At 75.7% G+C, this 12,234-nt stretch carries 14 protein-coding genes; 8 read left to right on the top strand and 6 right to left on the bottom strand.

The window, feature by feature from the left end; all coding sequences use genetic code 11:
• The first annotated feature begins 2 nt into the window (after positions 1 to 2).
• From lepB to GA0070564_RS00540, 4 genes are all read left to right on the top strand, one after another.
• A complete protein-coding gene (gene lepB, locus GA0070564_RS00555) occupies positions 3 to 635 on the top strand; it encodes a signal peptidase I (protein ID WP_091601084.1) in 633 nt (210 codons plus the stop codon).
• Positions 636 to 698: 63 nt separating this feature from the next.
• The gene (locus GA0070564_RS00550) at positions 699 to 1,244 is read left to right on the top strand and encodes an NUDIX hydrolase (protein ID WP_091601082.1); all 546 of its coding nucleotides are present in this window, start codon (positions 699 to 701) and stop codon (positions 1,242 to 1,244) included.
• Positions 1,238 to 2,050 carry a ribonuclease HII gene (locus tag GA0070564_RS00545; RefSeq protein WP_091601080.1) on the top strand — a complete coding sequence of 271 codons (813 nt, stop codon included), beginning with the start codon at positions 1,238 to 1,240 and terminating at the stop codon, positions 2,048 to 2,050. The genes GA0070564_RS00550 and GA0070564_RS00545 overlap by 7 nt, the downstream gene beginning before the upstream one ends.
• Positions 2,047 to 2,370: a DUF2469 domain-containing protein gene (locus GA0070564_RS00540; protein ID WP_007075222.1), complete on the top strand. Its 324-nt coding sequence runs from the start codon at positions 2,047 to 2,049 to the stop codon at positions 2,368 to 2,370. Before GA0070564_RS00545 ends, GA0070564_RS00540 begins: the two co-directional genes overlap by 4 nt.
• A 37-nt stretch (positions 2,371 to 2,407) precedes the next feature.
• Here GA0070564_RS00540 and GA0070564_RS00535 read toward each other — a convergent pair whose 3' ends face one another.
• Positions 2,408 to 3,514: a sulfite oxidase gene (locus tag GA0070564_RS00535; RefSeq protein ID WP_091601079.1), complete on the bottom strand. Its 1,107-nt coding sequence runs from the start codon at positions 3,512 to 3,514 to the stop codon at positions 2,408 to 2,410.
• Positions 3,515 to 3,868: 354 nt separating this feature from the next.
• Between GA0070564_RS00535 and GA0070564_RS00530 the strand changes: the two genes are divergently transcribed.
• Complete coding sequence (locus GA0070564_RS00530; RefSeq protein WP_176730572.1) at positions 3,869 to 4,462, top strand: murein hydrolase activator EnvC family protein; 594 nt, start codon at positions 3,869 to 3,871, stop codon at positions 4,460 to 4,462.
• A 135-nt stretch (positions 4,463 to 4,597) separates the two neighbouring features.
• On the opposite strand, the gene GA0070564_RS00525 is transcribed toward GA0070564_RS00530, so the two are convergent.
• Positions 4,598 to 5,779, bottom strand: a complete 1,182-nt coding sequence (locus tag GA0070564_RS00525) for an aminotransferase class V-fold PLP-dependent enzyme (RefSeq protein ID WP_091601077.1) — start codon at positions 5,777 to 5,779, stop codon at positions 4,598 to 4,600.
• A gap of 44 nt (positions 5,780 to 5,823) precedes the next feature.
• The gene (locus GA0070564_RS00520; protein ID WP_091604294.1) at positions 5,824 to 6,759 is read right to left on the bottom strand and encodes a tyrosine recombinase XerC; all 936 of its coding nucleotides are present in this window, start codon (positions 6,757 to 6,759) and stop codon (positions 5,824 to 5,826) included.
• A 268-nt stretch (positions 6,760 to 7,027) separates the two neighbouring features.
• Here GA0070564_RS00520 and GA0070564_RS00515 point away from each other — a divergent pair, with 268 nt between their 5' ends.
• Positions 7,028 to 7,369 (top strand): hypothetical protein, encoded by a 342-nt coding sequence (locus GA0070564_RS00515; RefSeq protein ID WP_091601075.1) that lies wholly within the window; start codon positions 7,028 to 7,030, stop codon positions 7,367 to 7,369.
• On the opposite strand, the gene GA0070564_RS00510 is transcribed toward GA0070564_RS00515, so the two are convergent.
• Genes GA0070564_RS00510 through GA0070564_RS00500 form a run of 3 tightly spaced genes read right to left on the bottom strand, consistent with a single transcriptional unit; the run spans position 7,370 to position 10,435 of the window.
• Entirely contained in the window at positions 7,370 to 8,557 is a 1,188-nt protein-coding gene (locus GA0070564_RS00510) for a DNA-processing protein DprA (protein WP_091601073.1), read from the bottom strand.
• The gene (locus tag GA0070564_RS00505; RefSeq protein ID WP_091601071.1) at positions 8,554 to 10,074 is read right to left on the bottom strand and encodes a YifB family Mg chelatase-like AAA ATPase; all 1,521 of its coding nucleotides are present in this window, start codon (positions 10,072 to 10,074) and stop codon (positions 8,554 to 8,556) included. Before GA0070564_RS00505 ends, GA0070564_RS00510 begins: the two co-directional genes overlap by 4 nt.
• A 1-nt stretch (position 10,075) precedes the next feature.
• Positions 10,076 to 10,435 (bottom strand): YraN family protein, encoded by a 360-nt coding sequence (locus GA0070564_RS00500; RefSeq protein ID WP_091601069.1) that lies wholly within the window; start codon positions 10,433 to 10,435, stop codon positions 10,076 to 10,078.
• Between the two features lie 148 nt (positions 10,436 to 10,583).
• Between GA0070564_RS00500 and GA0070564_RS00495 the strand changes: the two genes are divergently transcribed.
• A complete protein-coding gene (locus GA0070564_RS00495) occupies positions 10,584 to 11,087 on the top strand; it encodes a diadenosine tetraphosphate hydrolase (RefSeq protein ID WP_091601067.1) in 504 nt (167 codons plus the stop codon).
• A 78-nt stretch (positions 11,088 to 11,165) separates the two neighbouring features.
• Positions 11,166 to 12,218, top strand: a complete 1,053-nt coding sequence (locus GA0070564_RS00490; RefSeq protein ID WP_141714675.1) for a hypothetical protein — start codon at positions 11,166 to 11,168, stop codon at positions 12,216 to 12,218.
• The last annotated feature ends 16 nt before the right edge of the window (positions 12,219 to 12,234 follow it).

Below are 12,234 nucleotides of genomic sequence, written 5' to 3'. Positions count from 1 at the left end.
CCGTGATTGACGAGCAGACCGACAAGTCGCGTAGCTCCTTCTGGAAGGAGCTGCCCATCCTCCTGGGCGTGGCGATCCTGGTCGCGGTGCTGGTGCGGGCCTTCGTACTGCAGACCTTCTTCATCCCCTCCGAGTCCATGGAGAACACCCTCAAGATCGACGACCGGGTGCTGGTCAACAAGCTTGTGTACGACTTCCGGTCGCCGCACCGCGGCGAGGTGGTGGTGTTCAAGGCGCCGACCGAGTGGAGCGGCGACCCCAAGGGCGAGGACTTCATCAAGCGGGTGATCGGTGTCGGCGGTGACCACGTGGTCTGCTGCGACGACGACCGGCTGGTGATCAACGGCAGGCCGCTGACCGAGCCGTACATCTACTCCGCCGACGGCGTGCGGGACAAGCCCGCCGACCAGGAGTTCGACATCACCGTCCCGAAGGGGCGGCTGTGGGTGATGGGCGACCACCGGTCGGCCTCCGGCGACTCCCTGGAGCACTGGCAGCAGTCGGGTCAGAACATCGACAGCGCCACCATCCCCACCGACCAGGTGGTCGGCCGGGCCTTCACCGTCTTCTGGCCGGTGAACCGGGCCACCTGGCTGACCGTGCCGAAGCAGTTCGACGGCATCCCCAACCCGTAGCCGGCCGCCGGCCGCGCCGGACGGGCGTGGTCGTTCGTCGGTGCCGTCTGGCAGTCTGGTCCGGTGACCGTCTACACCCCTCGCCGCGCCGCGCGCGTGCTGCTGGTCGACGCGGCCGACCGGGTGCTGCTCTTCGCGGGCGTCGACCCGGCCCGGCCCGAGCACCGGTACTGGTTCACCCCTGGCGGTGGCCTGGAGCCCGGCGAGACCTACCCGGCCGCCGCGGCGCGTGAGCTGGCCGAGGAGACCGGGCTGCGGCTGCCTCCGGCCGCCTTCGGGACGCCGGTGCACCGCGACGTGACCGAGTTCCCGTTCGGCGGGGTCTGGTACCGCCAGGATCAGGAGTTCTTCCTGGTCCGGGTCGACTCGCACGACGTCGACACGGCGGGGTTCAACGAGATCGAGCGGGCCAGCATGCTCGACCACCGCTGGTGGCCGGAGCCGGACCTTGCCGCCACCGCCGAGCGGTACTACCCGCCCGACCTGCCGGCGATCCTGCGCCGGGCGCTGGCCGGGCCTCCCGCGGCGCCGGAGCGGGCCGTCCCCGCCCCGCCCGGACCCCCGGTCGGCAGCGCCGGCCCGACCTGCCGCGGCGGTGGGGAATGCTGACGCCCCCGCGCACCGTGGTGCGCCGCGACGGCGGCCTGTACGCGTTGGAGCGGGCGTTGCAGCGGCGTGGCTTCCGGCACGTCGCCGGCGCCGACGAGGCCGGCCGGGGCGCCTGCGCCGGGCCGCTGGTCGCCGCCGCGGTGGTCCTGCCCGAGGGGCGGCGTGGCGAGATCGACGGTCTGGCCGACTCGAAGCTGCTCACCCCGGCCAGCCGGGAGCGGATCCACGACGAGGTGGTGGCCCGGGCGTTGGCGTACGCGGTGGTGGTGATCCCCGCGGAGGAGGTCGACGCCCGGGGCCTGCACGTGTGCAACCTGGCCGCGATGCGCCGGGCGCTGGCCTCGCTCACCACCCGCCCGGAGTACGTGCTGACCGACGGGTTCGGCGTCGACGGGCTGGACGTGCCGGGCCTGGCGGTCTGGAAGGGCGACCGGGTGGCGGCCTGCGTGGCGGCGGCCAGCGTGCTGGCCAAGGTCACCCGGGACCGGATCATGGTGGAGCTGGACGCCAGCTTCCCCGGCTACGGCTTCGCCGAGCACAAGGGCTACATCACCGCCGAGCACACGGCGGCCCTGCGGGAGCACGGTCCCTGCGTCGAGCACCGGTTCTCGTACGTCAACGTCGCCGCGATCTCCGGCCGGGAGGGGCGGCCTCCCCGGTCCCGCCGGCCGGCCCCCGGCGGTCGACCCGAGCCGATGGCGCGTTCGGCGGCGGCAGGGGGTACCGTCGGCGTGGCGTTGGACGAGCAGCCTCGGCCCCCGGCGCCGGTGGGGGAAGATGTGGTCATGGAAGGCGGAGAGCGATGAGCGCGGAAGATCTCGAGAAGTACGAGACCGAGATGGAGCTGCAGCTCTACCGGGAGTACCGCGACATTGTCCGCCAGTTCTCCTACGTCGTGGAGACCGAGCGCCGCTTCTACCTCGCCAACCAGGTCGACCTGCACGTGCGCAACTCGGACGGCGAGGTCTACTTCGAGGTCGAGATGCACGACGCCTGGGTGTGGGACATGTATCGTCCCGCGCGGTTCGTCAAGAATGTCCGGGTGATGACGTTCAAGGACGTCAACGTCGAGGAGCTGGAGAAGCCCGACATCTCCCTCCCCGCCGACTCCGGCTTCGGCGGCTGACCGCCCGCTGACCCGGGCCCGACGGCCCGCCGCCGGGTCACGCCGGTAGGACCACGACCTCCACCCGCTGGACCAGGTTGTTGGCGAAGCCGCCCCGGTTCCACGGCTGCTCGACCGGCTGGCTGCGCCCCGAGGCGTCCGTGGCCCGCGCGCCGAGCACGTACCGACCCGGCTCCGGCGTCCACGCGTACCGCCACCGCCGCCACGTCCACTCGCCGCCGCTGGGTGGATCCAGGTCCGCCGGCGCCCAGCTCGACCCGCCGTCGACGGTCACCTCCACCGCGTCGACCGGCGCGTGCCCCGACCAGGCCCGGCCGTCCAGCACGCACGCCCCCGGACGCAGCACCCGGGTCCGCGACATGAAGTCCGGGAAACCCGGCGGCCGGACCAGCGCCCGCGGCTCGATCCGGGTCACCGGCACGCCCGGATCGTCCGCGTCGCGCCGCAGCCGGTAGGCGACCGCGTTCTGGTAGCCGTCGAACGGCTCGGTGGTCACCGTGACGCCCCGCAGCCACTTCACGTGGGCCATGCCGTACCAGCCGGGCACGATCAACCGCAGCGGCGCGCCGTGCTGCGGCAGCAGGGGAGCGCCGTTCATCTCGTACGCCAGCAGCACCTCCTCGCGGAGCGCGTCCGCCACCGGCAGCGCCCGCTGGTAGTCCTGCTCGACGCCGCGCTCGACCCCGTGGTCCGCGCCGGTGAAGACCACGTCCACGGCGTCCGGCGACAGGCCCGCCTCGCGCAGCAGCGGCGCCAGCGGAGTGCCGGTCCACTCTGCGTTGCCGACCGCCTCGACCAGCCAGGGCTGGCTCACCGGACGCGGGTGCAGCAGCGCCCGCCCGTTGCCGGCGCACTCCAGGGTGACCCGGTGGCTGACCCGGGGACGCTCCCGCAGCGCGGCCAGGTCGAGCTCGAGCGGCCGGTCCACGGCGCCGTCGACGGTCAGCGTGTGCGTCGCCGGGTCCAGCTCCGGGATGTCGTAGTGGATCAGCAGGTAGTGCAGGCCGGCCGGGGTCACGTCGTAGCGCAGCGCCTCCAGCGGGATGCCGTGGTTGCGGGCGGCCAGTTGCAGCTCCTCGGCGCTGATCGCCTCGTCCGCACCGGCCACCCGGGAGGGGCGGCTGACGTCGTCCATCGTGGTCATTCCGGGCTCCCGGGGGGTCGGTCGGAGATCGCTGGCCGGGCGCACACCGGCGGTACGAGTATGCCGAGGGGCGGCGGTCGACGCGAGTGGCCGTCCCTGCGGCACGACCGGTCGCCGGCGCCCGGTGCGACCGCCCGCTCCCGTTCGACGTCACCCCGGCGGATCGGGGGCATAGCAGATCACCCGGTCCGGCGGTGGTCGTCCACAGCGCCGGGTCCGTCCACAGGCGGGCCTCCGGCGGGTGGCGGGTGACCGGCGGGGCGGAGCAGGCTGCCGTCCGTGCGAACGACTCCGCGGCGCTGCGCCGCCACCCTGCTGGTCGGCGTCCTGCTCCTGATCCTGGCGTCGACCCCGGTGGCCGGTGCGGCGTCCCCACCACCGGCGGGAGCGACCCGGTGGTCGGCGTCTCCCGCACTGCCGTCCCGGCCGGCATTGCCGTCCCGGCCGGTATTGCCGTCCCGGCCGGTATTGCCGTCCCGGCCGGTATTGCCGTCCCGATCGGTGTCGCCGTCCCGGCCGGTGTTCGGGTGGCCGCTGGCCGGGACACCCGTGCCGGTCCGCCGCTTCGCGCCGCCCCCGCGGCCCTGGCTTCCCGGCCACCGGGGCGTCGACCTGGCCGGCGGGCCCGGGGCCGTGGTGCGGGCGCCCAGGCCGGGGGTGGTGCTCTTCGCCGGGTCGGTCGCCGGCCGCCCGGTGGTCACCGTCGGGCACGCCGGCGGGCTGCGGACCACCTACGAGCCGGTCCGGCCCGCCGTGCGGGTGGGTGAGGTGGTGGTGGCCGGCGCGACGCTGGGCGCCCTGCTGCCCGGGCACGCCGGCTGCCCGGTCGCGGCCTGCCTGCACTGGGGACTGCGGCGGGGCGCGGAGTATCTCGATCCGCTGGCGCTGGTGGGCGCCGGACCGGTCCGGCTGCTCCCGGTCGACCTGCCGCCCGCCGGGCCCCACTGAGCCGCCCGGCCGTCGGCCTGCTGATCCCCCGGCCGTCGTACCGCTGATCCGACGTCGTACCGCCGATCCGCCCGGCCGTCGGTCCGCTCCGACTCGCGGCCGGGTCACCCGGGGCACGGCCGGTGGGGACGTCGATCAGGCGGCGGCGAGGAAGGGTGGCAGTCGCACGGCCAGCCGGTCGTACTCGTCGGGAGAGTTGTAGACCTGGCCGCAGAGCCGCAGCCAGCCGCGTCCACCCCAACTGGTCACCGCCACCTCGGTGGCGAGCCGGTCGGCGATCCGTTTCTGCAACTCCCGAGCCGCGTCGAGGGTGGTGGCGACGCCCGGTGGGAGCGGCACGATCCGCATCGCCACCGACGGTCCATCGGGCTCCGGCAGGTCGGTCGGCGCCACGCCCAGGGCGTCCCCGACCACCCGCTGCCCGTACGCGGCCAGCGCGGCGTTGTGCGCGCGTACCCGCTCGACGCCGAGGCTGCGCAGCGTGTAGAGCCCCACCGGCGCGGCCAGCCACGGCGTGTAGTCCAGAGTGGCCTGCCACTCCACGTTTCCGGGGAACCCGGCCGGCTGCTCCCAGGAGACCACCAGCGGCTCGATCCGGTCCCGCCAAGGGGGCGCCACCACCAGGGCCGCCGTGCCGCGCGGGGCGTAGGCCCATTTGTGTAGATTGCCCACCCAGAAGTCGGCGCCGACGCCGGCCACCGGCGTGGGCAGCATGCCCGGTGCGTGCGCGGCGTCGACCAGCACCGGCACCTGGCGTTCCCGAGCCAGGCCCACGATCGCGGCGGTCGGCAGCAGCTTGGCGGTGGGCGAGGTGAGCTGGTCGACGATCAGCAGCTTGGTCCGGCCGGGACGCAGACCGGCCCGGACGATCTCGACGACCTCCTCGTCGGTGGCGGTCAGCGGCACCCGCAGCACCCGGTGGCTGGCGCCGGTGCGTCGGCACTCCCGCTCGACGGCGAACGCGACCGCGCCATACCCGTGGTCGGTGGTCAGCAGCTCGTCCCCGGGGCGCAGGCCGAGCGAGCCGAGGACGACCGCGACCCCGGTGGTGGTGTTGCCGACCAGGGCGGTGCCCTCCGGGTCGGCGCCCAGGAAGGTGGCCAGGTGCCGTCGGGTGTGCGTGATCCGGTCGATCAGACCCTGCGTGAAGAACCGCAGCGGGTTGGTCTCCATCTCGTCGCGCAGGCGCTGCTGCGCCCGTTGCACGCCGATCGGCACCGCGCCGAAGGAGCCGTGGTTGAGGTGGCTCACCGCCGGGTCGAGCGAGAAGAGCAGCCGGGCGCCGGGAACGGGCTCGGGCGGCTGCGGAACGCTCACCGCGTGATCCTAGCCCGCCGGCGATCACCCCAGCGCGCTTCGGCTCAGGCCCGGGGATGCGCCTGCCGGTACGCGGCGCGCAGCCGCTCCACCGAGACGTGGGTGTAGATCTGGGTGCTGGCCAGCGAGGAGTGCCCCAGCAGCTCCTGCACCGACCGAAGGTCCGCGCCACCCTCCAGCAGGTGGGTCGCGGCCGAGTGCCGCAGCCCGTGCGGGCTGACCGGCGGCAGGCCGGCGGCCTCGGCGTAGCCGCGGACGATCCGTCGGGCCGTGGTCGGGTTGAGCCGGCCACCGCGCGCGCCGAGCAGCAGTGCCCCGTCCGGCGTCGTACCGGCAAGCGTGGGACGCCCCAGGTCCAGCCACTCCCGCAGGGCCCGTTCGGCCGGCAGGCCGTACGGCACCGAGCGTTCCCGGCCGCCCTTGCCGAGCACGCGGACCACCCGGCGACCCTGGTCGACGTCGGCGACGTCCAGGCCGCACGCCTCGCTGACCCGTACCCCGGTGCCGTAGAGCAGCTCCAGCAGCACCCGGTCCCGCAGCAGCACCGGTTCCCCGGGGCCCGTCCCGTCGGGCGTGGTGTCCCCGGACGGCGCGACGCCGGCCCGGCGGCCGGGGGCCTCGACCAGCGCGGCGGCCTGCTCGGCGCGGAGCACGACGGGCAGTTCCCGGTGGGCGCGCGGGCTGGCCAGCGGGGCCGCCACGTCGGAGGGGAGCAGACCGGTCCGGTGCGCCCAGGCGCTGAACGTGCGCGCCGACGCGGCCCGCCGGGCCAGCGAGGTACGGGCGGCGCCGGTGGTCCGCTGGCGGGCCAGCCAGCTGCGCAGCACGGTCAGGTCCAGCTCGGCTGGCTCGGCGCAGCCCATCCGCACGGCGTGGTCCAACAGCGACACCAGGTCGGTGACGTACGCCCGGACGGTGTGCGCGGACCGGTTGCGGACCCCGGACAGGTGGCCGGCGAAGTCGTCCACCGCCTCCCGCATCGCCGGCGGCAGCGTCTCGTGGGTTGCCCGGGTGCCCCGGCCGGTCGGCGCCGGCTCGCCGGCGGGGCGGCCGTCCTGGTCACTGCGCACCTCCCCAGCCTAGGGGTGGGCTCACCCGGCCGCTCCCGGCGCGCCGTCGGGGCTGGTGGGCGGCGCTCCGGCGGGCGAAACTGGACCGACGGGCGGACGTCGCCGGTCACCACCCGCCGTGGTGAGCCATCGCGCCGCAGCGGGGTGCGGCGGACCGTCCAGGAGGGAGCCACCGGGCATGGGTGTGGATGTGGTCCTCTACCGGATCGTCCGGGCCGGACCCGGGAAGCGGCGGCCCTCCCACGTCACCGCGGAGGTGGTCCCCGACCCGGAGGACGTGCTGCTGGAACTGCTCCGGCGGGTACGCGGCGGTGGCCGTACCCCGCTGCTGGACCTGGTCGACCCGCTCGGTCAGCTGGTGGTCGGCGCAGAGGCGGCACCCCGGCTGATGGCGGAACTGCGGTGCCTCGCCGAGGTCGCCACCGCCCCGTCCGAGGTCGGCCACGTCCGGCGGCTGGGGCTGCTCGTCCGGCGCTGCCTGCGGGACCGCGACGTGGAGATCCGCTTCGAGGGCGACTGATCAGGCGTCGCCGCCCCGACGGACCGGCGGCTGGGTCAGGGCGTAGCCGTCCGCGCGGCGGACCACCAGGGCCAGTTCCTCCAGCAGGGAGAGCTTCCGCATCGCCGTGCGGACGTCCACCCCGGCCCGGGCGGCGATCGCGTCCACCCCGAGCGTCCCGCGCCGGGGCAGCGACTCCCGGATCAGCGCAGCCTCGTCGTCGAGCAGGTCGGTCGGGCGGTGCGGGCCGCGGGCCGGCTCGGCCAGGTCGTCGCCGATCCGGCCAACCTCCTCCAGCACGTGGGGCAGCCCGGTGACCAGGCGGGCCTTCGGGTACTCGCGGAGCAGTTCGTGGGCGCCCACCGACATGGCCGAGGTGACCGGCCCCGGCACCACCATGGCCTGCCGCTCGATGGCCAGCGCCCGCCGCATCGTCTGCGTCGCCCCGCTGCGCGCCGACGCCTCCACCAGCACGCTGCCCCGGGTGGCGGCGGCGATCACCCGGTTGCGGATCAGGAACCGTGGCCGTAGCGGCTCGGCGCCCGGTGGCCACTCGCTGACCAGCAGCCCCGTGTCGGCGATCCGGTCGAAGAGCGCCGTGTTGCCCATCGGGTAGGGACGGTCCACCCCGCAGGCCAGCACCGCCACGGTGACCCCGCCGGCGCTCAGCGCGCCCCGGTGCGCGGCGGAGTCGATGCCGAACGCCCCGCCGGAGACCACCGTCCACTGCCGGTCGGCGAGCCCGTACCCGATCTCGGTGGCCACGTGCACGCCGTACCCGGTGGCGGCCCGGGCGCCGACCACGGCGACCGAACGGTCGAGGGCCTCGGCCAGCGGCCAGCCGCCGCGCACCCAGAAGCAGAGCGGCGGCGCGGTCTCCCGGTCCACCTTGCGGTCGGCCACCGGCAGCACGAGCCGGCGCAGGTCACCGACCCGCCGGGGCCACTCGTCGTCGCGCGGGACGACCAGCCGGGCGCCCAGCCGGTCGGCGCGGGCCAGGGCCTCCGCGGCGACGCCCCGGGGATCCCCGGCGCCGAGCCGGGCCGCGACGGCGGCCCGCAGCTGCTCGTCCGGGGCACCGCCGTCGAGCAGCAGGTCCAGGGCGCCGGCGGCGCCCTGCTCGCCGACCAGCCGGTGCACCGACCGGGTGCCCGGTTCGGCCAGCCAGGTCAGGGCCACCCGGGCCAGCCGGTCCTCGTCGTCGGTCATACCCTGTCTCCCGTCCTGAGTCCGATGGCCTCCCGGACGTCCTCCCGCCCGGGCCGGCTCCGGCCGTCCAGGTCGGCGACGGTCCAGGCGAGCCGGATGATCCGGTCGAAGCCCCGGGCCGAGAGCGAGCCGCTGTCGAGCCGGCCCCGCAGCTCCGCGGTGTCCCGCGCCGGCAGCCGCCAGGGCAGCTGACGGAGCAGCGGCCCGGGGATGTCGGCGTTGAGCCGGCGCCCGACCGTCGCCCACCGTTCGGCGGCGGCGGCCCGGGCCGCCGCGACCCGGGCCGCGACGACCGCCGACGACTCGGCGGCGGCGTCGACCTCCATCAACTCGGCCGCGCGTACCGGGTTCACCGTGATCTGCACGTCGATCCGGTCCAGCAGTGGGCCGGAGAGCCGTCCCAGGTAGCGCCGCCGCGCCAGTGGGGTGCACTCGCAGAAGGCGTCACCGGCGGGCTTCGCGCAGGGGCACGGATTGGCGGCGAGCACCAACTGGACCCGCGCCGGGTACTCCGTACCGCCCCGGCTGCGCGCCAGGTGGACCCGGCCACTCTCCAACGGTTGGCGCAGCGCCTCCAGTGCGCCCTTGGCGAACTCGGCCGCCTCGTCGAGGAAGAGCACGCCGCGGTGCGCGAGCGACACCGCGCCCGGCCGGGCCAGTCCCGATCCGCCCCCCACCAGCGACGCGACCGTGGCGGTGTGGTGCGGCGCCTGGAACGGCGGCCGGCGCAGCAGCCGCCCGTCCGGCGGGAGCAGCCCGGCGATCGAGTGCAGGGCGGTGACCTCCAGCGCCGCGTCGTCGTCGAGCTCCGGCAGGACCGAGGGGAGCCGCTCGGCGAGCATGGTCTTACCGGCGCCCGGTGGGCCCAGCAGCGCCAGGTGGTGGCCACCCGCCGCGGTGACCTCCAGGGCCCGGCGACCGAGGCCCTGACCAGCCACGTCGGCCAGGTCGGGGCCGGCGGCGACGGCGGGCGGCCCGGGAACCGGTGGTTCCAGCAGCGGGGTGCCCTCCCGGACGAAGCTCACCAGCCGGTGCAGGGTGTCCACCGCCCGGACCCGGACCCCGGGGATCACCGCGGCCTCGGCGGCGTTGTCGACCGGTACGACCACCCGGTCCAGTCCGGCCCGGGCGGCGGCGGCGACCATGGGCAGGATGCCGCGCACCGGTCGGACCGTGCCGTCGAGGCCCAGCTCGCCGAGGACCACCACCCGCTCCAGCGGCAGCAGGGGCAGCTCGCCCGCGCCGCCGAGCAGGGCCGCCGCGATCGCCAGGTCGAAGGCCGAGCCGTGCTTGGGCAGCGTGGCGGGGAGCAGGTTGATGGTGATCCGACGGTTGGGCCACTTCTGGCCGGAGTTGACCACCGCGGCGCGCACCCGGTCCCGGGCCTCGTGCAGGGCGGTGTCCGGCAGGCCGGAGATCACCACCGCGGGCAGCCCGGCGGCCAGGTCGGCCTCCACCTCCACCACGTGTCCGGTCACCCCGACCAGACCCACGCAGAGCACCTTGGCGTAGCTCACCTCAGAAAGCGCCCTTGACGTGCTCGACCCGGGCCGGGCCGGCGTCCGGCAGTTCGACGGCGAGCACGTCGAAGCGCACCTCCTCGGCGCTGGTGCCGGTCTCGGCCAGCCAGCGCGCGGCGAGGATCCGCAGCCGCCGCGCCTTGGCCGGCACGATCGCCTCGGCCGGGGTGCCGAACCGGCCCGAACGCCGGGTCTTGACCTCGCAGAACGCGAGCACCACGCCGTCCCAGGCGACGATGTCGATCTCACCTGCGGAGCAGCGCCAGTTCCGGTCGACCGGGCGCAGCCCGGTGTCGATCAGGTGGCGCACGGCGCAGCGTTCGCCGTACGCGCCGACGGCCTGGTTCCGTGTCGTCATGGCGGTGACGGTGCGCCGGGGCCGACCGGCGGCGCCACCGGCGGGGACGGGCCTGTGGACGGCGGGAGGCGCTGTGGACGACCGGACGATCATGCGGTCGGTGTGCTAGGGGCCACTCGTTCGGCGGCCGGGCCGCTAGCCTTCGCCCATGATCGACGACTGGCGGGCCGACCGGGTCCGCTCGGCCCTGAGCGGCACGAATCCCACCGTGCTGCGCCGGCTCTCCGCCGGCTTCGCGGTGATCGGCGACGTCCAGTTCCTGCCCGGGTACTGCGTCCTGATCAGCGACGACCCGGCCGCCGACCGGCTGGCCGACCTGCCCCGGCAGCGTCGGCTGGCGTTCCTGGCCGACATGGACCTGCTGGGCGAGGCGGTGCACCGGGTCTGCGCCCGGCGGGACCCGGCGTTCCGGCGGGTCAACTACGAGATCCAGGGCAACCTCGACGCCTTCCTGCACGCCCACGTGCGGGCCCGGTACGCCTGGGAACCCGAGCACGTCCACGGCCGGCCGGTGACGGCGTACCCGATGGAGGTGTGGCGTGATCCGGCGAACGCCCTCGGTCCCCGGCACGACGAGCTCCGGGCGGAGCTGACCGCGACGCTCGACGAGCTTGCCGGCCGGGCCGAGGGGGAGCCCACGGCCCTTCACTGACGCTCCGGAATCGGCTGGTCACGCGCCCGTCGGGCGGTTGCGGACCACGAATGGCGCGGGACCGGCGCGTCGCATACGGTGCCGGACGTGGACGGACGACGGAGCTATCCCGAAGATCAGGAGTCGCGCTGGTATCCCGGCGGGGAGCGCGGATACGGCGAGCCGGACTGGCGCAGCGCGGGCGAGCGGTACCGCGACGACCAGCGCGCCGACGACAGCCGGTACGCGGAGCCGGGCAACCCGGCGGAGGGGCGGTACGCGGAGCGCTTCGGCGCCGACCCGCTCACCGAGAATCGTCCGGACGACGGCGGCTACCGGGCACCCCGGATGCGCCGGCCGGACGCCGACCCGGAGTCCTCGGGCGAGCTGCCCGCCGAGCGGGGTGGCCGACGCGCCGCCCGCGAGACGGCGACCGCCGCGCCGATCGAGACCGAGGGCGCCCGGCCCGCGCCGTTGGCCGGCTACCCGGTGGTCGACCCGTCCCGTGCCGGGGACGCCTCGTTGGCCGGTTACCCGGTGACCGACCCGTCCCGTTCCGGGGAGGTTCCGCTGACCGGTTACCCGGTCTCCGACCCGACCCGCGCGGCGGAGCTGCCGCCGGCCGGCTACCCGACCGTCGACCCGTCCCGCGCCGGTGACCCGTCCCGTGCCGCTGACCCGGTCCGGGCCGGCGACGCCGCGCGTGCGGGCGAGCCGCCGCGGCCGGTCGACGGGACGCACCCGCTGGACGTGCCCACCGGGCCGATGCCCGCGGTCGGCCTCCGCCCCGACGGCGCGCCGGTCTTCCCGCCGGTCGGCGCCCCGGATCCGGCCGCCCGGCCGGGCGACGGCGTCTACCGGACCCGCCGACCGGCGCTGGCCGTGGTCCTCGCCGTGCTGGTGGTGGTCTTCGAGGCCCCCGCGCTCCGGGTGCTCTTCAACGGCCTGGTCGGTGACCCGGTCTCGGCGACCAACGTGGTGGTGGGCACCTTCCTGGTGGCCGGTCTGCCGATCTTCGCCGCCGGGCTCTACGGGCTGCGTACCGGCGGGTTGGCGCTGGCCGACGGCAGCCGGGGCTGGCTGCGTCCGCCCACCGCCTACCTGACGGTGGGTCTGGTGCTCTTCGTCGCCGCTGCCCTCGCCGCCGGCTGATCCGCTCGAACGGGTC

Origin of the sequence: Micromonospora mirobrigensis, from assembly GCF_900091555.1 — a bacterium.
In the GTDB taxonomy this organism is placed as follows: domain Bacteria; phylum Actinomycetota; class Actinomycetes; order Mycobacteriales; family Micromonosporaceae; genus Micromonospora; species Micromonospora mirobrigensis.
This window is presented reverse-complemented; position numbering and strand designations above follow the sequence as displayed.

What these genes read in the sequence shown, in the direction of transcription:
- GA0070564_RS00545 (WP_091601080.1), top strand. Translation starts at nt 1,238, where the DNA reads ATGCTGACGCCCCCGCGCACCGTGGTGCGCCGCGACGGCGGCCTGTAC.
- GA0070564_RS00540 (WP_007075222.1), top strand. Translation starts at nt 2,047, where the DNA reads ATGAGCGCGGAAGATCTCGAGAAGTACGAGACCGAGATGGAGCTGCAG.
- GA0070564_RS00535 (WP_091601079.1), bottom strand. Translation starts at nt 3,514, where the DNA reads ATGACCACGATGGACGACGTCAGCCGCCCCTCCCGGGTGGCCGGTGCG.
- GA0070564_RS00520 (WP_091604294.1), bottom strand. Translation starts at nt 6,759, where the DNA reads ATGCGGGAGGCGGTGGACGACTTCGCCGGCCACCTGTCCGGGGTCCGC.
- GA0070564_RS00515 (WP_091601075.1), top strand. Translation starts at nt 7,028, where the DNA reads ATGGGTGTGGATGTGGTCCTCTACCGGATCGTCCGGGCCGGACCCGGG.
- GA0070564_RS00510 (WP_091601073.1), bottom strand. Translation starts at nt 8,557, where the DNA reads ATGACCGACGACGAGGACCGGCTGGCCCGGGTGGCCCTGACCTGGCTG.
- GA0070564_RS00500 (WP_091601069.1), bottom strand. Translation starts at nt 10,435, where the DNA reads ATGACGACACGGAACCAGGCCGTCGGCGCGTACGGCGAACGCTGCGCC.
- GA0070564_RS00495 (WP_091601067.1), top strand. Translation starts at nt 10,584, where the DNA reads ATGATCGACGACTGGCGGGCCGACCGGGTCCGCTCGGCCCTGAGCGGC.